The sequence below is a fragment of the Massilia sp. TSP1-1-2 genome (genome assembly GCF_049896185.1).
Classification (GTDB): Bacteria; Pseudomonadota; Gammaproteobacteria; order Burkholderiales; family Burkholderiaceae_D; genus Telluria_A.
In genome coordinates this window covers 1-24933 of the sequence record NZ_JAFCTU010000053.1, presented here as the reverse complement: position 1 = coordinate 24933, position 24933 = coordinate 1, and the positions used below count along the sequence as shown (strand labels likewise).

At 64.0% G+C, this 24933-nt stretch carries 4 protein-coding genes; 3 read left to right on the top strand and 1 reads right to left on the bottom strand.

The window, feature by feature from the left end; genetic code table 11:
* The first annotated feature begins 601 nt into the window (after window positions 1-601).
* From ACP7BV_RS25740 to ACP7BV_RS25730, 3 genes are read left to right on the top strand one after another with little or no spacing between them, the layout of a single operon-like run.
* Complete coding sequence (locus ACP7BV_RS25740; RefSeq protein ID WP_426107737.1) at window positions 602-2275, top strand: ShlB/FhaC/HecB family hemolysin secretion/activation protein; 1674 nt, start codon at window positions 602-604, stop codon at window positions 2273-2275.
* Between the two features lie 57 nt (window positions 2276-2332).
* Window positions 2333-23617 carry a hemagglutinin repeat-containing protein gene (locus ACP7BV_RS25735; protein WP_426107736.1) on the top strand — a complete coding sequence of 7095 codons (21285 nt, stop codon included), beginning with the start codon at window positions 2333-2335 and terminating at the stop codon, window positions 23615-23617.
* A 1-nt stretch (window position 23618) separates the two neighbouring features.
* On the top strand, window positions 23619-24248 hold the full coding sequence (locus ACP7BV_RS25730) for a hypothetical protein (protein WP_426107735.1): 630 nt from the start codon (window positions 23619-23621) through the stop codon (window positions 24246-24248).
* Window positions 24249-24259: 11 nt separating this feature from the next.
* Here the strand turns inward: ACP7BV_RS25730 and ACP7BV_RS25725 are convergent, their stop codons facing one another.
* Complete coding sequence (locus tag ACP7BV_RS25725; protein ID WP_426107734.1) at window positions 24260-24703, bottom strand: NIF family HAD-type phosphatase; 444 nt, start codon at window positions 24701-24703, stop codon at window positions 24260-24262.
* Between the last annotated feature and the right edge of the window lie 230 nt (window positions 24704-24933).

Here is a 24933-nt window from a genome sequence, read left to right as displayed (position 1 = left end):
AAAAGGAGAAAAATCCAGAACTCAAAAAAGCAGCGTAGAAACCGCTTTTAGGCGACAACTAGCTTGCAAATTACCGATATTGATAAAGCTGTAATTGGAAGAATTTCACTATGTCAGAGAAAATTTGTAAGTACTTTATTCGTATGGGGCGCACCCAAGAAAATTGGTGAAAACTAACTTAAAACTGTCGAACGCAGGCGGCCATCTCCATTGGCGCACAGCATCCTCTGTCCTACCTAGATGACAGCCCAACGCGGTCTGAATAATTCCTCCAGAAACGTAACCGCAGTACTTACATGCCATGGAATAATGTTACTATTTGTAATGATAAATTACTATTTAGTATCAATAAAATTTTAGTTGCAATTAAGGCACTTAAAAAAGTGCTGGCATGGCATCGAAAACGGTAACTGTTCCACGCAGCCCTCAGATATGGAAGCATCGCTTGCGCGATGTTGGGGAAAGGCGCATCCGCTAGCAGCACGTTCCTGAATTTCAACATCCCCAGAGGGCATCAATGCATCAGTTTCCTGCGCCACAGCGCAATCTGTCGTCGCGCGCTCTGCGCGCCCTACCTAAAAACATCGCTCTGCTGCTGGCCATGCTGCCGGCCGCACATGCCTTTAGCCAATCCCCCCCGGCCGCCATCGACCAGGAAGTGCTGCGGGAGCAAGAACGCGCGCGTCTGCTGCGTGAACAGCTCGAGCGCCGTCCCGACGTGCGCCTGCCGTCCGCAACCGGCGTCGCCGACGCCACCCGCCTCACCTTAAACGAAGCGCCGTGTTTCAGGATTGACAACATCGTGCTCATCGGCGGCGCCGCCGACAAGTTCCAGTGGGGGCTCGCGGCAGCCGACCAGGCCGCCGTGGGGCAGGAAGACGTCGCCACCGGCCATTGCCTAGGCGCGCGCGCCATCGACTTGGTGGTGCGCCGGGTTCAAAACGCCATCCTGGCGCGCGGCTACGTCACCACGCGCGTCCTGGTTGCCCCGCAAGACCTGAAGGCCGGCACGCTCACGCTGACCGTGATTCCCGGGCGCATTCGTGCCGTGCGCGCGTTGCCGGGTAGCGACGTGCGTGTCGCGCTGTGGAACGCGGTGCCGGCCGCTGCCGGCGACCTGCTCAATCTGCGCGCCGTCGAGCAAGGTCTGGAAAACTTCAAGCGCGTGCCCACGGCCGACGCCGATATCCAGATCATGCCCGCCGACGGCCTCGGCGCCGGTCCTGGAGAAAGCGACCTGGGCATCAAGTGGACGCAGGACAAGCGCTATCGCGTCAGCCTGTCCGCCGACGACACCGGCAGCGAAGCGACCGGGAAATATCAAGGCGGCGTGACACTGTCGCTCGACCATGTGCTGGGCATGAACGACTTGTTCTATTTCAGTATGAACCACGACCTGGGCTTCGCGTCCGACCGCGCCACGCGCGCCAGGGCTGTCCATTATTCCGTGCCCTACGGTTACTGGTTGCTGGGCGTTACCGCCAGCGACAGCGCCTACTTCCAGACGGTGGCCGGCGCCAGCCAGGACTATCGCTACGCCGGCACCAACTGGAATGGCGACATCCGGCTGGCGCGCCTGGTCTTTCGCGACGCCGACAGCAAAAGCACGGTCTCGCTGCGCTTCTGGGAGCGCGCCTCGCGCAACTTCATTGACGACACCGAAGTGCAGGTGCAACGGCGCCGCATGGCCGGTTGGGAACTCGGGCTCGAGCAGCGCGAAAACTTCGGCGCCGCCGTGCTCGAAATGCATCTCAACTACCGCCACGGCAGCGGCGCTTTTGGTGCCGAGCGTGCCCCGGAAGAGGCATTCGGCGAGGGCACCTCGCGCTTTGCCGTCGTCACCGCCGATGCCAACCTGAGCGCGCCGTTTACGCTGGCCGGCAACAAGTTGCACTACTCGGGCGCCTGGCGCATCCAGAACAACCGCACCGCGCTGCTGACCCAGGACCGGTTCGCCATCGGCGGGCGCTATACGGTGCGCGGTTTCGACGGCGTCAGCAGCCTGATCGGCCAGCGTGGCTGGCTGCTGCGCAACGAAGTCGGGGTGCCGCTCGGCGCCGGGCAGGAGCTGTATGTCGGGCTGGACCATGGCGCAGTAGGCGGATCCTCGGGCAAGAACCTGCTGGGCGAGCGGCTCACTGGCGCGGTGCTGGGCTTGCGCGGGCAGCTATTGAGCGCGCAGTACGACGTATTCGCCGGGGCGCCCCTGCGCAAGCCGGAACTGTTCAGGACTGCAGGCTGCACTGCTGGCTTTTCCCTGAACCGCGGTTTTTGAGCTGCCCGCGTCGCGGCATTCCTCTCATTGAACGAACAATAAAATAGTCGAGCACCCATGAACAAGCACCTGTATCGCATCATCTTCAACCAACGCCGTGGTCAAATGATGGTCGTGGCCGAAAACGCCCCTTCCTCGGGCAAGGCGGCCAGCGGCGAAGGTGATGCGGCAGGCGCATTCAATAGGGGGCCTTTCGGCGTCCTGGCCACGGCCCTGCGGCCGCTGTATGTGGCCACCTGCGCCGCGCTCGGCGTGGCGGTGTTCGCTGCGGGCCCGTCCCACGCGCAAGTGAAGGCCGACCCCAACGCCGCCGGCAACCAGCGCCCGACGGTGCTGCAAACGACGAACGGCGTGCCGCTGGTGAACATCCAGACGCCAAGCGCGGCCGGCGTGTCGCGCAATACCTACAGCCAGTTCGACATCACGTCCAATGGCGCCGTACTCAACAACAGCCGCACCGACGTCCAGAGCCAGATCGGTGGCTGGGTGCAGGGCAATCCCTGGCTGCAGACCGGTCCCGCGCGCGTGATCCTCAACGAAGTCAATTCGGCCAACCCGAGCCAGTTGCGCGGCTATGTCGAAGTGGCCGGCCAGCGCGCCGAAGTCATCATCGCCAACCCGTCCGGCGTGCAGGTCGACGGCGGCGGCTTCATCAACGCCAGCCGCGTCACTATCACCACCGGCACCGCGCAGCTGAACAACGGCACTCTTGAAAGCTATCTGGTACGGGGCGGCACGGTATCGATCAACGGACTGGGGCTGGACGTCACGCAAGCCGACTTTACCGCCATCCTGGCGCGTGCACTGCAAATCAATGCGGGCGTCTGGGCCAAGGAACTGCAGCTCGTCACCGGCGCCAACCAGATTGCCGCAGCACCGGGCGGCGCCGCGAGCGCGACAGCAGCAATCGGCACGGCACCGGTCGTGGCGCTGGACGTGGCACAGTTGGGCGGCATGTATGCCGGAAAAATTACCATGATAGGCACCGAGGCCGGCCTTGGCGTACGCAACGCCGGCGTGCTGGCCGCGTCGTCCGGCAACCTGGTGCTCGACGCGAACGGATGGCTGAGCAACAGCGGCAGCTTGCAAGCGACGGGGCAGGGCGCCAACGCCAGCATCCGTACCGCCGGCGCGATCGCCAACACCGGCACCGTGTATGCCGCTGCCGACACCAGTGTCACCAGCGGCGGCGAGTTGGTCGGCATCGGCATGATCGCAGCGAAGAACAATACGTCGGTACATGCGCTGAGCATTGAGGCCGGCCCTGGCGCTGTATTCGCGTCGGGCATGAACGCAGATGGCAGCCTGGGCACCACCGGAAAGCTGAGCCTGAGCGCCGCCGTATCGGCCGCCTTGCATGGCACTGCGGCCGCCGCCGGCGGCATCGAGGTCATCGCGCCCCGGCTCGACTTGTCGGGCGCGCGCGTGTTCGGCGACCAGATCGCCTTGACGGCCACCGACGGCGATCTCGACGCCAGCGCCGCCAGCATCAGCGCGCAGGGCACGCTGGCGCTCGGCGCCACGGGCACTCTGCGTACCAACGCGGCCGGCGTAACCGCCAACACTTTGCGCATCGGCGCTCACGACTTGACCAACATCGGCGGCCAGATTTCGCAGTTCGGCAGCGCCGACCTGGCGCTGACATTGCCAGGCATCCTGGACAATACCCGCGGCCAGCTCGCCAGCAACAGCGGCAACCTGACCCTGAACGCCACCACGCTGCTGAACCGGGACGGGCTCATTTCACACGCCGGCACGGGCACCTTGGCGATCACGGCAACGGCCTTGCGCGGCGCGCGCGGCCAGATTGACGGCAACGGCAGCGTGACCATCAAAGCGACCGACATCGACCATCGCGGCGCCAGCGTCGCGGCGCAGACGATCGCGCTCACTTCGTCGCACCTGGACAACAGCGCCGGGCGCATCGTCGCGGCCAGGAGCGCCGCCATCGGCGGCGGCGACGTGGACAATACCGACGGAACGATCGCCGCCGGCACCGCGCTGAGCATGAACAGCGCGAACCTCGACAACACCGGCGGCAGCCTGCAGGCGCTGGGCGGGGACCTGACGCTGCGCGTGGCGCAGCTGCACAACGCGGCCGGCGGGATCTATGCGCGCGGCGATCTGGATGCCGTCGCCAATAGCATCGACAACAGCGGCAGCATGTACGCGGCCGGCGGCGTGAACCTGAGCGCCATCGGCGCCCTCGCCAACAGCGGCGTCATTGCGGCACAAGGCAACGCCACCATCGGCGCCAACAGCATCTTCGCCGGCGCGGGCAGCCTGCTCGGCGCCGGCGTCATGTCCAATGGCGCGATGGCGCAGCGGGGCGACCTGAATGTGAACACGATCGCAAGTCTGGCCGCTCATGGCCAGAACCTGGCGGCCAGTAACGCTATCCTGGCGGGCGCCGCGGTCGATCTGAGCGGCAGCCAGACCAGCGCCGCCAACGTCACGCTCAACGCAAGCGCCGGCGACGTCACCAGCGCCGATGCCACCGTGACCACGCCTGGCACGCTGGCCGTCACGGCCCGCGCTTCGCTGCTCAACCAGCGCGCCACCTTGAGCGCCGGGCAATTGGTCGCCCGCGTGTCTGACCTGGACAACAGCGAGGGTACGATCATCCAGATCGGCACCGGCGACACCTCCATCGGACTGTTGGGCACGCTCAATAACACGGCTGGCCGCATCGCAGTCAACAGTGACAACCTGACCCTGGACGCCGCTACGCTGATCAACACCGGCGGCGCCATCGAACATTCCGGCGCAGGCACGCTGGCCATCAGCGCCGATGCCTTCAACGGCGCGCATGGCACCATTATTGGCAACGGCGGTTTGTCGATCAATGCCGGCGCCATCAACCACGACGGCGCCAGCACCTCGGCGCAAACCGTGCGCGTCAAGGCCGCAAGCCTGAGCAACCGCGCGGGCCGCCTGCTGCAAAGCGGCGTGGGCGGCATGACGTTCGACGTTGCCGGTCTGCTCGATAACAGCGCCGGCGAGATCTCCGGCCTCGGTGCCCTGGCTGTGCAAGCCGGTGCACTCGATAACGACCATGGCCGCATCGCGGCCGGCGCATCGGCCGCCGTCGTCAGCCAGGGCGCTTTGAACAACACCGACGGCGTGTTCGCGGCCGCCAATGCGATGGCAGTGTCGGCCAAGGCACTCGACAACACGCGCGGTACGATCCAGGCCGGCAGCGGCGCGCTGACCCTGAACACGGGCAGCCTGATTAACAGCAAGGGCACGCTGGCCTCCGGTACCAGCCTCACGACCAGCGTCGCGGGTGACTTGCAAAACGACGGCGTGCTGTATTCGGGCCGTGACCAGACATTGAACGTTGGCGGCACATTTATCAACACGGGTTCCGTGGCCGCGCAGGGCGACATGACGCTCACGGCCGGCAGTATCCAAAGCGACCAGGGTAGCCTGCTGGGCGCTGGTATCCACGCCGACGGCAGCATGGCCCAATCGGGCAAGCTGACACTGAGCGCGGCGAGCGCACTGCGTGCCGGCGGCACTGTTCTTGCCGCGGGCGACGCGGTATTGAGCGGCGCCTCGGTCGATCTTGACGGTAGCCGCGCCGGCGCGGACAACGTCGTCATCACGGCCACCGGCGGCGGCGTCAGCACGGCGCAGGCCCAGATCGGCACGGCGGGCGCGCTGAGCGTTTCGGCCACCCACGCGTTCGACAATCACCTGGGCAACTTGAACGCCGGGCAACTGACGCTGAACGTGGCGAGCCTGAATAACGACCATGGCGTCATCGTCCAGAGCGGCCTGACGGACAGCGGCATCATGTTGGATGGAACGCTGGACAACACTTTCGGGCGGATCGCGGTCAACAGCGCCAACCTGACAATTTCTGCGGGCGTGCTGCTCAACACCGACGGCAACATCGAACACGCTGGCACGGGCACGCTGGCAATCAACGCCGCCACCCTGGACGGGCAGCGCGGCCGCATCACCACAACCGCCAACCTGGCCATCACGGCCGGTGGCATCGACCACCGCGGCGGCGCCATCGCCGCACAGCGCGTCACCATTGCGGCTGCTAACCTGAACAACAGCGGCGGACAGATCGCCCAGCTCGGAAACGGCAGCGGCAGCATCACCGTTGACGGCAGCCTGGCGAACCGCGCCGGCGCGATCGAAAGCAACGGCGCCGCGGCCATCGCCACCGCCACGCTCGACAACAGCGGCGGGCGTATCGCGGCCGCCGGCAACGTCGATGCAAGCGCCGGCATCGCCCTGGACAACGCTGGGGGCGTGATCCTCGCCGGCGCCAGCCTGCGCGTTTCGGGCGGCGACGTCGACAACACCGGCGGCAGCCTGCAGGCGCTCGCTGGCAACGCCACCTTGAACGTCGCGGACTTGAACAACAACGCCGGCAGCGTCTACGCCGCGGGCAATCTGGATACCAATGCCGCCAACGTCGCCAATTCGGGCAAGCTGTACGCAGCCGGCCACCAGCGTCTGAGCGCCAGCGGTACGCTTGCCAACAGCGGCCTGATTGCAGCGCACGGCAATACCACCATCGGCGCGAACAGCCTGGACGGCACTGCCGGCAGTTTGCTCGGCGCCGGTATCAACGCCGAAGGCAGCATGGCGCAGGCCGGAGACTTGATTGTCACGACGGCCCGAGGCCTTGTCGCCAAAGGCCAGAACCTGGCCGCCGGCAACGCCACGCTGACCGGCGCAGCGCTCGACTTGAGCGGCAGCCAGACCGGCGCTGCCAACATTGCGCTGAACGCGGGCGCCGGTAACGTCGGTACCGCAGGCGCCACAGTGGCAACGGCCGGCACGCTCGCCCTTACTGCCGGCGGATCACTGGTCAATACGCGCGGCACACTGAGCGCCGGCCAACTTGCCGCGCAACTCGGTGCGCTCGATAACACGCAGGGAACCATCCTCCAGAGTGGTGCCGGCAATACCGCCATTGCGGTCGGCGGGATACTGGACAACACGGCCGGCCGCATCGCCCTCAACGGCGTCAACCTGACGCTTGGCGCAGGCACGCTGGTCAACATCGACGGCAGCATCAACCACGCCGGTGCAGGTACGCTGGCCTTGACGGCGGCCACCCTGAATGATACGCGCGGCAGCATCACCGGGGACGGCGCCGTCAACATCAACGCCGGCGCGTTCGATCACAGCGGCGCCGTCACGTTTGCCAAGAACGTGACAGTGCAGGCATCAAGCCTGGACAACCGCGGCGGCCACCTGCTGCAAGGCGGCGGCGGAACGATCGTGATCGATGTCGCAGGCCAGCTCGATAACGGCGCTGGCGAGATCGCCGGCAATGGCATCCTGGCGCTGCGCGCCGGTGCGCTGGAGAACGACGCTGGCCGCATCACTTCCGGCGCATCGGCAACCGTCAGCAGCCAGGGCGCCTTGATCAATACCGACGGCCTGGTCCAGGCGAGCGGCGCGTTGACGCTGTCCGCAGGCACGCTCGCGAACCTGCGCGGCGAGCTCCAGGCAGGCACCGATCTGACCGTCAGCACCACGGGCGATCTGCTTAACGGCGGCGTGCTGTTCGCCGGGCGCGACCAGGCACTGAGCGTCGGCGGCGCCTTCATCAACAGCGCTTCGGCGCTCGCGGTGCGCGACCTGGCGCTCAGCGCCGGCAGTGTCCAGAGCGGCGCGGATAGCCTGCTCGGCGCAGGCGTTCACAGCGACGGCACCCTGGCACCGACGGGCAAGCTGACGGTCAATGCGGCGGGCGCCTTGCAGGCCGGCGGCACCAACCTGGCGGCCGGCGACATGGTATTGCGCGGCGCATCGGTTGACCTTCGCGGCAGCCGGACCGGCGCGACCAACATCGCCATCACGGCCAGCGGGGGCGACGTCAAGACCGCCCAGACCGAGATCGGCACGGCCGGCACGTTGAGCATCACGGCCGCGCGAACCCTGGACAACCACCTGGGCAAGCTGACCGCCGGGCAGTTGGCGCTCAATGCCGCTGACCTGAACAACGAGCACGGCGTCATCGTCCAGAGCGGCGAGGGCGACACCGGCATTGCGCTGACCGGCACGCTGGACAACACGTCCGGGCGCATCGCCGCCGACGGCGCCAATTTGGCGCTGGGCGCCGGCACGCTGGTCAACACCGACGGCATCATCGAACACGCCGGCATCGGCACGCTGGCGATCAACGCGGCCACGCTCAGCGGCCAGCGCGGCCAGATCACCGGCAACGGCAGCCTGGCCATCGCGGCGGGCAGCTTTGACCACCGCGACGCGGCGATCACGGCGCAGCGCGTCGCCATCGCGGCGGCCAGCCTGGACAACCGGGGCGGGCGGATTGCCCAACTGGGCGGCGGCAGCGCCAGCATCACCGCCAGCGGCAACCTGGATAACCGCGCTGGCGCGATCGTGAGCAATGGCGACGCATCCGTTACGGCGGCCGCGCTGGACAACAGCGGCGGACGCATCGCGGCAGTCGGTGCGCTCGGCGTCAACGCGACGATCAACAACACCGCGGGCTTTATCGCCGCCGGCACCGACCTGAGCGTCAGCGGCGGCAATGTCGACAACACCGGCGGCACCTTGCAGGCGATCGCCGGCAACGCCAGCTTGAACATCGCCGACCTGAACAACGCGGGCGGCAGCATGTACGCCAGCGGCTATCTGACGACGAGCGCCGCCAACGTTGTCAACAGCGGCCAGATGTACGCGGCGGGCAGCCAAAGTCTGTCCGCCAGCGGGGCGCTGGTCAACACCGGCGTCATCGCCGCGCAAGGCAACACCACCATCGGCGCCAACAGCCTGACCGGCGGCTCGGCCGGCTTGCTGGCCGCGGGGCTGGGCGCCGACGGCATACTGACCCAGTCGGGCAACTTGAACGTGACAACCGTTCAGGCCCTGTCGGCCAAGGGCCAGAACCTGGCCGCCGGCAGTGCCACCCTGAAGGGCGGCTCGGTCGACCTTGGCGCCAGCCAGACCAGCGCCGCCAATATCGCGCTGAACGCGACCGCCGGCAACGTCACCACCGCCGACGCCACAGTAACAACGGCCGGCACGCTGGCCGTATCGGCCAGCGGCGCGCTGATCAACGCGCGCGGCGACCTGAGCGCCGGCCAGCTGGTGGCGCACGTGGCTGGCCTGGACAACACGCTGGGCACGATCATCCAGAACGGCGCCGGCAACACCGCCATCGCTCTGGGCGGCACACTGGACAACACGTCCGGCCGCATCGTCGTCAACAGCGCCAACCTGACGCTGGGCGCCGGCACGCTGGTCAATACCGACGGCACCATCGAACACGCCGGCGCGGGCACGCTGGCCATCAGCGCCGCAACTCTGAATGACGCGCGCGGCACCGTAACCGGCAACGGCGGCGTGAACATCAGCGCCGGCGCCTTCAACCACAACGGCGCGAGCACCATCGGCCAGAACGTGAACATCCAGGCCGCCAGCCTGACCAACCGCGCCGGCCATCTGCAGCAAGGGGGCATCGGGGCAATGACACTGAACGTCACGCACTTGCTCGATAACGCCAGCGGCGAGATCGCCGGCAACGGCGCCTTGACGGTGCAGGCGGGCGCGCTCGACAACATCGCCGGCAGCATCAATTCCAGCGATGCGGCCACCGTGGGCAGCCTGGGCCCGTTGAATAATACCGACGGCGTCATCGCCGCCGCGCATACGCTGGGCGTATCGGCGGCGGCGCTGGAGAACACGCGCGGCGCAATTCAGGCCGGCGCCGGGGCGCTGACCCTGAACGCGGTCAGCGTGCTCAATAACCAGGGCACGCTCAGCGCCGGCACCGATTTGACAGCCAGCACGAGCGGTGACCTGAGTAACGCCGGCGTCATGTATGCAGGGCGCGACCAGACCTTGAACGTGGGCGGCATACTGGTCAATACCGGTTCGCTGGCCGCACTGCGCAATACAACCGTCACGGCCAACAGCGTCGCAAGCGGAGCGGACAGCCTGTTCGGCGCCGGCATGCGCACCGACGGGACCCTGGCGCAAACAGGTAACTTGACGATGAACGCGGTCAATGCCTTGCAAGCGGGCGGCACCAACCTGGCCGCGGGCAACGCAGTATTGCGCGGCGCAGCTGTCGATCTGGGCGGCAGCCAGACCAACGCGGACAACATCGCCATCACGGCAAGCAGCGGCAATGTCGTCACCGCCCTGGGCGCGTTCGGCACGGCGAGCACCTTGAACATCAGCGCGGCCCAGACGTTGGACAATCGCGAGGGCGCACTGGGCGCCGGTCAACTGATCTTGAATGCGGCAAACCTGAACAACGACCATGGACGCATCGTTCAGAGCGGCGCGGGCAACACCGCCATCACGCTGGCCGGCACGCTCGACAACACCTCCGGGCGCATCGCGCTCAACAGCGCCAACCTGACGCTCGGCGCCGGCACCTTGATCAACACCGACGGCGTGATCGAACACGCCGGCGCGGGCACGCTGGCAATCAACGCCACCACGCTGAGCGGCCAGCGCGGTCAGATCACCGCCAACGGCGAGCTGGCCATTACAGCTGGCAGCATCGACCACCGCGACGCGGCCACCAGCGCCCAGCGCATCGGCATTGCCGCGGCCAGTTTGGATAACCGCGCCGGACAGATTGTCCAACTCGGAAATGGCAGCGCCAGCCTCACGCTCAGCGGCAACCTGGATAACCGCGCCGGCGCCATTGAAAGCTATGGCGACACAACGATCGCCGCGGCCACAATCGACAACAGCGGCGGACGCATCGCGGCCGTCGGCGCCGTCGGCGTCAGTGCAGACGCCGCGCTGACCAACACGGCCGGCTTCATTGCGGCCGGCACCAGCTTGAGCGTCAGCGGCGGTAACGTTGACAACACCAGTGGCGACCTGCAGGCCCTGTCCGGCAATGCGACGCTGAACATCGCCAGCCTGGACAATACAGGCGGCAGCGTATACGCCAGCGGCAATTTGAACACGAGTGCGACCAATGTCACCAATACGGGTAGCCTGTATGCGGCCGGCACCCAAACCCTGGCCGCAAGCGGCGCGCTGGTCAACAGCGGCACCATTGCCGCCCAGGGCAATACAACCATCAGCGCCAACAGCCTGGACAGCGGATCCGGCAGCCTCCTGGCCGCCGGTATCGGCCTCGATGGCGCGATGGCGCAAGCGGGCGCGCTGAGCGTGACGGCAAGCCAGGGCTTGTCGGCGAGCGGCCAAAACCTGGCCGCCGGCAGCGCAATCCTGACCGGCGCCACCGTCAACCTGAGCGGTAGCCAGACGAGCGCCGGCAATATCGCGCTCAACGCCACCACGGGTAACGTCACCACCACCGACGCGGCGCTGGCAACGGCGGGCACTTTGTCGATCGCGGCGTCCGACGCGCTGGTTAACAGACGCGGCACCCTTAGCGCCGGCCAACTGGTGGTGCAGGCAGCGAGCCTGGATAATACGCAGGGCGTGATCGTGCAAAGCGGCAGCGGCAACACCGCCATCGCCGTGAGCGGCGCCTTTGACAATACGGCTGGACAGGTCGCCGTCAACAGCACCAACCTGACGCTGGGAGCGGGCACGCTGGTCAATACTGACGGCCGCATCGAACACGCCGGCAGCGGCGCCTTGACCTTGAACGCGGCGAGCTTGAATGACGCGCGTGGCCAGATCACGGGCAACGGCAGCTTGACCATCGCTGCCGGCAATATCGACCACACCGGCGCCAGCACCATCGCGCAGCAGATCACGATTACCGCAGCCAACCTGGACAACCGCTTGGGCGACATCAAGCAACTGGGCTTGGGCGCGACCAGCATTGGTGTCACCGGCACGTTGGACAATCGGGGCGGCATCGTCGCCAGCAATGGCGGCACCACGGTCGGCACCGGCAACCTGCTTAATCAGAGCGGCATCGTGCAAGCGGCGGGCGCCGCGGCACTGGCCATTGGCGCGACCGGTACGCTCGACAACAGCGCCGGCTTGATCGCAGGCGGCGCCAACACGACACTCAGCGGGAACGTGGTCCTCAACCACCTGGGCCAGGTCAGCGCTGGCGGCACGCTGGGCGTGAGCGCGGTGCAAGGCATCCATAACGTGCAAGGCTTGCTGGTCGCCAATGGCGCGCTCGCGCTGGCGGGCGCCACGCTAGACAATACCGGCGGCCAGCTGGCGTCGTTACTGGGCGACGTGAGCGTCACGACCGGCAGCGTGCTCACCAACGACAGCGGCGTCATCCAGGCTGCCGGCGACATTGCCTTGCACAGTAGTGGCCTGAGCAACACGCAAACGGCCAGCTACGCCAAGGCCGGCGCCATTGTCGGCAATCAGTTGATGATCAACACCAGCGGGCAGGCGCTTGACAACCATCTGGGCACGATCGCCGCGACGCAGGCAATGAGCGTAACGAGCGGCGCGCTGAACAATGACGCCGGGCTGCTGCAGGCCGGCAGCACCCTCGTACTGGGCACTAACGGCAATACGCTGACCAACACCAACGCGGGCGCTTATGCGGCGCTGCACCCAGGCGTTGCCGGCGGCATCGTCAGCGGCGGCACGGCCGAGTTCCTTGTCGGCACCTGGAATAACGCAGCCGGCTTCGCCGCCGCCGGCGGAGTCCTCACCGGCACGACTGGCTACATCAGCAATACCGCCGGTGGCCAGATTGTTGGCGAATCGAGCCTGACGCTGGATATGGCCGGCCTGGACAACCGCAATGGCCAGATTCAAGCGCTCGGCGAACTCACGCTGGCCGACACCACATGGTGGCGCACCGACCCGGTCGCCATCGACAACCGGCAAGGCCTTATCCGCTCGGGCGGCCGCATGACGATGTACGCCGACGCAATCGACAATCGCAATACCGGTGGCGCCGGGCAAGGCATCGAAAGCAGCGCCAACATCGATATGCGAGCGGCCATCGTTCAGAATGCCAGCGGCGCGATGCGGGCGGACGAAAGCATTTTCCTCATCAGCAGCGGGACTGTCGACAACAGCAATGGTTTGATCAGCGCCGGCACCAGCATGGGTCTCATCGATATCAATCAATCACACACGCTGTCGATCACCAACACGGGTGGCACCATGATCGGTGGCCAGTCGAGCATTATCAAGGCGGCCAGCCTGGGTGGCGACGGTCGCCTTCTGTCGCTGGGAAACATCAGTGTCGAATTGATCGGCGACTATATCCACACGAATAGCGGCGAGATCACGGCGAATGGTGACGTGACGTTCTCCGCGATTAACCTCTACAATGCCGGCCGGATGCAAGCGGGCGGCACGCTCAACATTTCGGCGCAGTATATCGAAAATATCAACTCCGGCGACATCAGCGGCTATACCACGCGACTTTTCGCTTTTAATACTATAACCAATCGCGGCGTCATCGATGGCGTAAACACCGATCTGACTGCCGCCGTTCTCAATAACGCGGCCACTGGCCGGGTCTATGGCGATCGTCTGAACATCGCTGCGAGCCATGTATATAACCGGGCCGAATTTGGGGTCGGCGCGACCATCGCCGCGCGCGAGGCGCTCAACATCGGCACCCTGTACATCGATAACCAGGATCACTCCTTGATCCTGAGCGGCGGCGACATGGCCATCGGCGGCGCGCTCGACGCGAGCAGGCAGGCGACCGGCCGGGCTGACCTGGTCACCAATGCCAGCGCGACCATCGAAGCGCTCGGCAGCATGAACCTCGGTGCCGGCTACGTCGGCAATTCGAACGCCGGCTCCGGTGCGGGCCATATTGTGGCAGGCGGCGCGTTGACGATCAGTGCCGACAATGTCGTCAATACGGATAGCGAAATCCTTGCCGGCGGCTTGCTGAGCATCGGCGCGGCCCAGTTGTTTAACGCGGGTCCGGCGGCAAGGTACGAACAGAACCTGGCCGACGCGAACACGCAGCAAGGCAAGGTGCCGGGCGCGCTGACGGGAGCGGCCGTGAACGGCGCCACCGGCGGGCCGGGCGCCGCCGGCGCGGATGCGCGCGAGGCGGCCATCGTCAGCGGCGCGCCTGCTGCGAGTGCCGTCGACGGCGCCGTCGGGCGCCAGGCCGCGCACGCGGTCGGCGCGGGCGGCTTGAACGCCAGCGACCGTACCGCCGGTGCCGGCCAAAACGGCCAGGTGGGCGGCGCAACCGGCGCGCGAGCGACCGTCAATGGCGGCGCGGCCGGTGCCGGCTGGACCGGCGCGGTGGCGCAGCTGTTTGGCGGCGCCAGCGTCGCCAACCGGTTCGCTGCAACAGTCGCAGGCCGTGATGGCCTGGACCGAAGCGATCGCGCCGACGGTGCAGGCCAGAACGGCGATGCAGGCGCCGTCAATGGCGCTCACGCAGCGCTCAATGGCGGCGCCAGTGCGCCCGGATCGGCTGGCGCGACGGGGTTGCAAGCGGAGAACGGCGTCGTCAACCGCCATGCAGCCGAGGCCGATGATGTCGACCTTGCCAGCAGTAACCAGGGAAGCGCTGTATTGGCCACGGCAGTGGGCACCGTCACCGGTAGCCGGGCCGCACTGATCGTCGCCACCGACGGGGCCGAGCGCGCCAGCTTGTCGGTCGCCACGGCCGCCGACGCCGGCGGCACGGCTGGCGCGAGCGCCCACAGCGCAAGCGCTGCCAGCGTGCCGGACGTGGCACGGGTGGGCAAGATCAACCAGGTCTTGCTGGCGAACCCTGCGGGCGGGGCGCAAATCGTGCGCACCAGCGACCCGAACACGCGCGTTCCGAATGCAAGTCTGTATGCCGTCAATCCGTCCCGTTCGGCAAGTTACCTGATCGAGACCGATCCGCGCTTTGCCAATTACCGGCAATGGCTGGGCTCCGACTACATGCTGAACCTGCTGCAAGTCGATCCGGCCATGACGCAGAAGCGCCTCGGCGACGGCTACTACGAGCAAAGCCTGGTGCGGGCCCAGGTTGCGCAGCTGACCGGCCGCCGCTTCCTGGGCGAATTCACCAATGACGACGACGAATACCGTGCGCTCATGGATGCCGGCGTGGCGTATGCCCATGCCCTGAACCTGCGCCCGGGCATCGCCTTGAGCGCGGCGCAGATGGCGGTGCTAAGCAGCGACATCGTGTGGCTGGTGCAAAAAGACGTGACCCTGGCCGACGGCTCGGTACAGCAAGTACTGGTGCCCCAGGTGTATGTGCGGGTGCGCGAAGGCGACCTCGACGGCAGCGGCGGTTTGCTGTCGGGTAAGGATGTCGACATCAAGCTGACGGGCGACCTGGTCAACACGGGCACGATCGCGGGACGCGACGTGGTCAGGATGACGGCCGACAATGTGCACAACCTTGGCGGGCGCGTCCATGGCGATGCCGTGGCGGTACAGGCCAGGACTGACCTGAACAATATTGGCGGCGCCATCTCGGCCAACAGCACGCTGGTGGCGACCGCCGGACGTGACATCAACGTCGCATCGACCACCACGACCATCACGCGCGCCGCCGGCGGCCAGACGAGCGCCGCAACCGGCATCGAGCGCGTGGCGGGCTTGTACGTCACGGGCGAAAACGGCTTGCTGGTAGCCTCCGCCGGGCGCGACATCAAGCTGCTGGCGGGCCAGATCGGCAACGCCGGCAAGGATGGGGAAACGGTCGTCAATGCGGGCCGCAACATCGAGCTCGGTACGGTGACGACGGGCGTGGCGAGCAGCGCGATCACGAATCCGAATAATTTCCGCAAGGCGAGCACCACGACCGAAGTGGGCAGCCAGATCAGCGCTGGCGGCGGCGTCGCACTGAAGGCGGGCGCGGACATTGACCTGCGCGCTTCCAGGGTGGAAGCGGGCGGCGCGCTTGCCGCACAAGCCGGCAACGACATCACCTTGGTGCTCGGCGCGGCAACGACCAGGACCGACCAGCGTAGCCAGAGCACGACGAAAAGCGCGTTCAAGGGCAAGACCACGACCAAGACCACGACCACCAGCAACACGACCGAGAGCGCGAGCGCGATTGCCAGCGGCATGGCCGGCAAAACGGTCAGCCTTTCGGCCGGCAATGACATCTCGGTGTCGGGCTCGACGGTAACGGGCGTGGACGCGCTGGTGGCCACGGCCGGCAACGACATCAAGATTCTCACGGACACGGGGCAGGCCAGCAAGGTGGCCGGGGCCGGCGCCCCCGCCGACAATGTGGCGGGCCTGTATGTGACGGGCGCAAACGGCGTTCTTGCCGCCTCGGCCGGGCGCGACATCACCCTGTCGGCGGGCCAGATCGGCAATGCCGGCAAGGATGGCGCAACCATCGTCACGGCCGGGCGCAACATCGGCTTGAGCACGCTGGCGAGCGCCGGCGCAGGCAGCATCGCCAGCGGCGTCGCCGGTGATACGGTGCGTATTGCAGCGGGCAATGACCTGCTGGTCTCCGGCTCGACCGTCACGGGCGTCAAGGCGCTGGTGGCGACGGCCGGCAACGACATCAAACTCGTCTCGACCACGCGCGGCTCGGGCATCGACAAGGTGGCCGCCCTGAACGTGACGGGCGAGGGCGGCGTGCTCGCGGCCTCGGCCGGACGCGACGTCACGCTGTCGGCGGCGCAGATCGGCAACGCCGGCAAGGATGGCGCAACCATCCTCAATGCAGGGCGCAGCATCGAACTGGGCACTCTGACGACGACGACGGCGAATAACGCGATCAAGGACGCCAACAATTACCGAAAAGAGAGCAGTGCGGTCGAAGTGGGCAGCCAGATCGTCGGCGCGGGCAGCATCGGGCTAAAGGCGGGCACGGACATCAATCTGCGCGCTTCCAAGGTCGAGGCGGGCGGGTCACTCGCCGCGCAAGCGGGGAACAACATCAATGTCGTGGGCGGCGCGGCCACCAGCACGGTGGACGAGAGCCGCCAGACCAAGGCGGCCAGCTCGTTCAAGAACAAGAACAAGACCACGACCACCCGCAGCTCGACCGTCAGCACCAGCACCATTGCCAGCAGCATGGCCGGCGACAGCGTGAACCTGGCGGCAGGCAACGACATCCTGGTGTCCGGCGCGACGCTGGCTGGTGGCAACGGCCTCGTTGCCACTGCCGGCCACGACATCAACCTCGTCACGACGACGCGCGGTGCGGGTATCGACCAGGTGGCCGCCCTGAAGGTGACGGGCGAGGGTGGAGTGCTGGCGGCTGCGGCCGGCCGCGACATCAATCTGTCCGCGGCCCAGCTCGCCAACAGCGGCAAGGATGGTACGACTATTGTCCAGGCTGGCCGCAACATCGCGCTAACCACGCTCAACACCGGCGCGGCCGGCATTACCGGCGATTCCGTGAACATGGGGGCCGGTAACGACATCCTGGTATCCGGCTCGACCGTCACGGGCGTCAAGGCGCTGGTGGCCACCGCCGGCAACGACATCAACCTTGTCACGACGACGCGTGGCACCAGCATCGACAAGGTGGCCGCCCTGAACGTGACCGGCGAGGGCGGCGTTCTTGCGGCCTTGGCCGGACGCGACATCACGCTGACGGCGGCCCAGATCGGCAACACGGGCAAGGATGGCGCGACGATTGTCAACGCCGGTCGCAACATCGAGCTGGGCACCGTGACGACGACGAGCACGAACAACGCGATCAAGAACGCCAGCAATTACCGCAAGGAGAGCAGCACGGCCGAAGTGGGCAGCCAGATCGTGGCCGCCGGCAGCATTGCGCTCAAAGCGGGCACGGATATCGACCTGCGCGCTTCCAAGGTCGAGGCGGGCGCTGCGCTGGCCGCGCAGGCTGGCCACGACATCAACCTGGTGGCCGGCGTGGCCACGAGCAAGGTCGACGAGAGCAGCCAGTCCAAAAAGAAGCGCTTCTTCGGCAGCCAGACAATCACCACGCGCAGTGCGAGCGACACCACGAGCACCATCGCCAGCGGCATGGCGGGCGACACCGTCAACTTGGCGGCGGGCAACGACATCAACCTGCCGGGCGCCAAAGTGACCGGCGCCAGTGCGCTGGTGGCCACGGCCGGAAACGACCTCAAGGTCGAGTCGACGCTGCACAACGCCGCTGCGGTCCCCGGCAACACCGCGATCGACAGGGTGGCCGGTCTTTACGTGACGGGCGGCGCAGGCGTGCTGGTGGCGTCAGCGGGCCGCGACGTCAAGCTGCTGGCGGCGGAGGTGGGCAACGCCGGCAAGAACGGCGCAACCGTCATCAGCGCGGGGCGCAACATTGAGCTGGGCACCTTGACGACCTCGACGACCAACAACGTCATCAAGGACGCCAACAATTTCCGCAAGGAGAGCACCACGACCGAAGTTGGCAGCCAGATCGTGGCCGCCGGCAGCATTGCGCTCAAAGCGGGAACCGACATCGACCTGCGGGCCGCGAACGTGGAAGCGGGCGACGCGCTCACCGCCCAGGCCGGCAACAGCATCAATATCGTGGCCGGCGTGGCGACGGCCATGCTGGACGTGGGGACGCAGCAAAAGAAGAAGAACATCTTCAGGACCAAAACCACCACCACCCGCACTATGATGGAAAGCAGCAGCGCCATCGGCAGCAACTTGTCGGGCGACACCGTCAACATGACGGCCGGCAAGGACATCGCGCTGGTCGGTTCGACGGTTCAAGGTGAACATGACGTCAACCTGGCGGCGGCGAACAAGCTGACCCTGGCGGCAGCGGTGGAGACGTACAAGGCGGCCGACAGCGTTGAAGTCAAGCGAAAGGGCTTCACCGGCGGCTTCTCGGCCGGGGTGCTCAGTGTGGGTTACGGCAAATCGAGCAGCGCAAGCCAGGGCAACCTGGGCGAGCTGACCCAGGCCGGTTCGGTGGTCGCATCGAACAGCGGCAATACGCGTCTGCAAGCCGGCGAACAGCTGAGCATTAGCGCGTCCGATATCGCAGCGGGCAAGGACCTGACCTTGATCGGCAAACATGTCGAACTGTCGGCGGCGCAAGAAACCAGTGTGTCAAATACGGCGCAGCAAGCTAAGTCGAGCGGCTTCTCGGTCGGCGTTACCCTCGATCCGATGGCCGCTTTCAAGAGCGCCAAGCAAGAAAGCGAGCAGGGTAATAATACGACCAGCGCGGTCGGCAAAGGCATCAAGCACCTCGAAGGCATTGCCGATGGCGCATTCGCAGCGCTCACCCCCGTCGTGGTGCAAGCCGGCTCGCGCAGTTCGTCGGGCACGCAGGACCATGCCGGCAACGGCGCCAGGGTAAGTACCCTGCAGGCCGGCGGCGACCTGACGATCCTGGCCACCGGCGGCAGCATCGCCAGCGAAGGCACGAGCATGCGCGCCGAAGGCAAAGCGCTGCTCCTGGCCCAGGACAATATCATGCTCGATGTTGCCCATAATTTGGAAAGCCAGTCGCAGAGCAGCAAGGCCAAGGGCGCCAGCTTCGACAACCGCAGCGCGCTGTTTGCAGGCGCGTTCAATCAGAAGAGCAACGGCAATGGCAATACCGACAGTGTTACCGGGACCACACTGTCGGTGGGCGGCCCGGCCAGGCTGGCCACGACCACGGGCGATGTGACCCTGACCGGCAGCACCGTCGTGGCCACCGGCGACACGACGATCAATGCGGCCAGAAACCTGACCATCGAGAGCGGCCAGAACGGCCTGGCGAACGAGAATCACAGCAACAACAAGGCGATCGGCAAGGTTGTGATTTCGGATACCGAGCGCTTTGCCGGGTATAACATCGTTAAGCATAACGATAACAGTGGCGAGCTGACGCAGGTCGCGTCGAATGTCGCCAGCCTGAAGGGCAATGTCACCCTGACGGCAGGGGAGAAGTACACCCAGGTGTCGAGTAATGTGCTGGCTGACAAGGACGTCGGTATTACGGCGAAGGCAATCGATATCGGAGCGGCGGCAAGCGCTGCAGCCATGTCGCAGAACAATTCCGACTTAAAAATTGGCGCGTTTGCCCGCATCAGTTCGCCGTTGATCGACCTGGCGAACAACGTGGATGCGGCCAAAGATTCGGATGGCCGCCTGAAGACAATGCAAAACATGGCGGCGGCGGCGAATGCCTACCAGGTTGGCAGCGCTGTGGCGAACGACGGCGTCTTGGTCAAGGGCGAAGTTGGAATCGGCTTTGCAAGCGCTTCCAGCCATGACCAGCGCAGCAGCAGTGAGGCGCACGGCAGCACCATCAATGCGGCGGGCAATGTCACCCTGAACAGTACTGACGGGGACATCACGGTGGCCGGCTCGAACGTGGCCGCGACCAAGACCTTGACGCTCGATTCGGCGCGCGCCATCGTCCTGACCGGCGCGCAAAGTACTTCCGACAGCACAGGCAACAACAAGAGCGCCGGTGTGGAAGTTGGCGTCGGCTACTCGCTCGGTGCGAAGACCGGCGTCTATGCCTACGCCACGGCAAATGCCGGCAGCGGCAATTACGACAATGCCGCTGTCATCAACGGCAACACTCACCTGGCGGGCGATACCGTCAATTTGGTCTCCGCCGGCGACACCACGCTCAGGGGCGCCGACGTCAAGGCCGCGACCATCGCGGCCGATGTGGGCGGCAAGCTGGCCATCGAGTCGGTGCAGGATACGGCCAGCCAGCACAACAAGCAGACCAACGTCGGCGTGCGCGTGCAAGTGGCGATCGGCAGCGCGTGGGATGTTTCTGGCAGTGCCAGCCAGTCCAAGGCGAACGGCAATAGCAGCGCAGTTGTGGAGCAGTCGGGCCTGTTTGCCGGTGACGGTGGCTATCACGTCAAAGCCGATACCGTTGTCCTCAAGGGCGGCGCGATTGCCAGCACCAATGCGGAGAACTCCGACCTGACTGCCAAGGCCATTTCGTTCGAGAACCTTGAGAACAAGATGGATTACCGGGCTTCGACCATCAGCGTCTCGGGCGGCTTCAGCGTGGGCGCGAATACGACCCACACCAGTGACGGACGCGCCATCGCGCCGCAGCCGGGCCAGCCGGCCCCTTCGGCTCCGACCACGGTTTCCCAGCAGATGGACACCTTGGGCGGCGCGGCCAACAATCCGTATGTCACGCCACCGCAGGTTGTCGTCAACAAAGGAAGCGACAGCTCCACGACCTACGCGACGCTGACCGGTGGCAAGCTGAACATCGGCGGACAGGCGTTGGATGGCGCGGCGAGTCTCGGCGGCCAGACGGATGCGGCGAATGCAAACAAAGCAGTCGAAGCATTGCCTGATCTTCAGAAAATGGTTGCGGAGCAAAAGGCAATGTCGGCCGCGCGCGGGACCGTGATTGCCGCCATTGGGCAAATTGCGGGCGATATTGCCAGGGCGGCCTTGAAACGCGGAGCTGAGGCGACGCAAGAAATAGAGACGGCGAGAAATGCCGCCAAGGTTGCGCAAGAAATTATTGATAACCCGGCTAGCACGCTTGTCGATAAAGCGGCTGCCCAGGAAGCAAGAAATAGCGCCGCGCTCAGCCAGAGCACTGCTGAGCAAAAGATTTCCGACGCCCAAAAAACGCTGCAAGATTGGAGCGCTTCGGGCAATCATGCCCGTGCGTTAAAACTGGTCACCGATATGTTGGTTGGTGGCATCGCTGGCGATTCCATCGGGGAAATGGCCGCAACGCAGGGTGCACCCTACGCGTACAAGGCAATCGGCGATCTCGCTGCGAGCAAGACGAAACCTTATACCGACGCTGAGCGACAAAAAAAGGCGTTTGCAGATGCGCTCAATGGCGTTGACGGGTACCGCGCACCAGAAGCTGATCCGAAAAAGCGCGAAGAGCTGACGCAAGCAATTGCGAACGCCGATGCGACGATGGCGGAGTATAAGGATCAGTACGAGGCATGGTCAGACGGCAGTCCCAACAAGGTCGCCTTGCATGCCTTGGCGACGGCAGCCCTGAGTCGCGTTGCTGGCAACAGCGCCTTGGACGGGGCGCGTGCGGGCGCGATCAACGAGGCGATCGCCCCCGGTCTTGAGAAGTTGAGTGGCCATTTGGATGCGGCTGGCAAAAACTTCATTGCCGATCTTGTCAGTATGGGCGTTGGCGCTGCAGCTGGAAATAGTCAGACTGCTGGATTGACGCTGGCCGCCGAGCAAAACAATCGCCGGCTCCACCCAGGAGACAAGCTTGCCGCCAAGACACTGGCGAAAAAGAGCGGCGGTCGATTCAGCGAGCAGGAAATTCAGGATGCCTTGCGCTACGCAGGCCTGAAGGACATTCACGGAAAGGTCATCGTGCCAGAGGAAACGCGGGAAGTCTTCCTCGACTTTAAGAATGTCATGACGGGCGAAAGTTATCTGGAGACCGTGAAAGTCGACCGAAACTTGCCGGTGGGAGGAGAAGGCCCGAGAGTGCTCCTTGAGCGCAAGACGGAAAAGCCGAGCAATGAGTTGATAGCCTATATCATCACAAATACCGGTGGAGCGGCAAGCCCGTATATCCTTACCCCGGGCCCTACGTACTTCAGCACCGGTTCGCTTCCTCCAGCACCAGCTGGAACAACGCGAGTAACGATGCAGGTTGATGGTTCGGTGTACTTTCCGCTGGTTGCGAATTGCCCTGCGGTGAGTTGTACCAATGGCGATCCTATAGCGAACGCGATATCGGATCCCGGGACCAGCGCTTATAAAAAAGCAGTGGCCGAGAAAGCGGAGAAAGATCTCAATGTTTTAAGCGCCTTGACGGGCGGCTTGGGAGCGCTAACGCGAAGTGTTGGCCTCATCAGTGAACTTGGCGCTGCTACCACAGCTATGAGCGCCGCTGACCTCGCAGCTGCAGCGCGTGTGGCTGAGCTTGCTGAAGCGGCGCGTATTGCCAAGGCGGCGGAAGCGGCGCGTAGCGCAGAGGCTGCCGAGGCGGCACGCCTTGCAAAAGCTGCGGAAGTAGTACGTATCGCCGAGGCTGCTGAAACGGCCAAGGTGGACGCGCTTGCCGAGGCGAATTCCGCAGTGCGTCCAAATGTCGTTCCATCCGGCCCACCGCCCCCCCCCCCGAATAGCGCGCCTGTTGCGTTGGGTGAGAAAATCGGCGCTGGCGAGTACAAGACGGTGTACCTGGTGAAGGATGATCCCACCAAGGTTATAGCAACCGCAAAATCTGGCTCAACTGCTGAATTGCAGGCCGAGATTAAGGAGTTGAATGAACTGAGCAAAGCAGACGTTCCGGTCGTTAAGAATTACGGGCTTGCACCTACAACAGACGGGCAAACAGGGATGTTAATGGAAAACCTCAAAGGTGGAATCACCGTTAAACCTGCTTTTAATGATGCAGCGGAAGAGGCTTTGGCCTTCGCTCGTCTAGGTCCAAATAGTGTCGCCGACCTTGAGAAGATACAATTGCACATCAATACAAATACAATCGGCGATTTCCAGGTGATAATAACGGCATCCGGCCGGGTTTTGGTGGCTGATCCTGCGGGATTGTCTCAAGGGAAATCAAGCTTTGCCGTGCTTGAAATCATCAGAGTGATGTTGGAACTCGCAAAGAAAGGAAAACCATAATATGTCTGAGGCTAGAAGGCTGAGGCGTCGGCGCATTAACTATCTGTTAGCGTCGGAAAGCACAGAAATTTTCAATCGCATGGTTGGTAAGTCTGTTTTGAAAATAAAATTTGGGATGCCCGCTAATAGGAATTGCAGCGTGCGGGATGTGGGAAATCTGGCAGAGGCGCTCATCGATTGTTATGGAGGGCCATTTTTCATCACTTATGAAGGTGGTCATACTGTCGTCCTCTATGACGATGACTTTCTAGGGTCGATCGTTGTGCGGGAGATTGCTCGCGACGTTGATGAAAAAGATTTTTTTGATGTATTGGAATCCGAGGATCGCTTGGGCGAGCGAGCAAAAATTCAAAAGTCGGTCGATTTAATGCCAGCCGAACATGAACCCGGGAAAATAATTGAATCAATCTCTGTGTGGAAGCTTCCTGATAATTTCCATGTAATACCAGCAGCCTATGACCTGGTTTGCGAGTGTATCGTCACTCTAACGATCGCCGGGATTGGCGAAATCGTTTTCGCCAGCCATATAAAGGAAGCTGAAAAGGCAATGGATATTCGCATCTCCCGTTGGGAATGGTTAGATCAGTTCGAGGTCAAAAAGCTGACATGTATTTGGACGGCGAAGGTTTAAAAGACGTCTGCTCATAACTGTGGTAATGTGAATCGATGCTTCATTTGCTGGATAATATTGCGTAAAGCGCGGTCATTAATGTCGTAGGGCGGTAGAAACTCCGGAACCATGATCCATTGTTCATCCTGACCGGAATGAACGTATTCCCTTTGGTCATCAACCAATACGGTCTCCGCCACCTTCGCATTTGGAATGTTGGACAGATTTTTTGTAATTTTGTCCCAGTTAATATATTCCAAGTTCGCAAACCAGGAAGGCACGGCCTGCTCACGAGCTAATAAATTGGCTATCTTTCTGAATCGATCCTCGCTCACGGCGGTATAAATCACGATGCGTTCAAATAAACCTCTGCACGAGTCAAGAAACCAGAATAATTCTGGTCTTGGAATTTGACTAACTGCGTTGGAAATAAGCGTCCCCTCTAGATCCAAGGCCAAGGTAGTAGGATTAATCATTATTCTCCGATTTAAAGAACGGTCTTGACTGGTCCGGCATAACGACCACATGGCCAAAGTAGTAAGTGGATTGATCCATTGTAGTTCACCGACTCTTTCGTCATTATAGGACACTGCGCGAAAGCTATCGTCCTTCTGGCATGAAGATCCCACGTGACTGTTCAGCCCCTATGACCGGCAGAAATTAGTTGTAAACAATTGTGATCGCGTTCATCATGCTGGCATGGCAA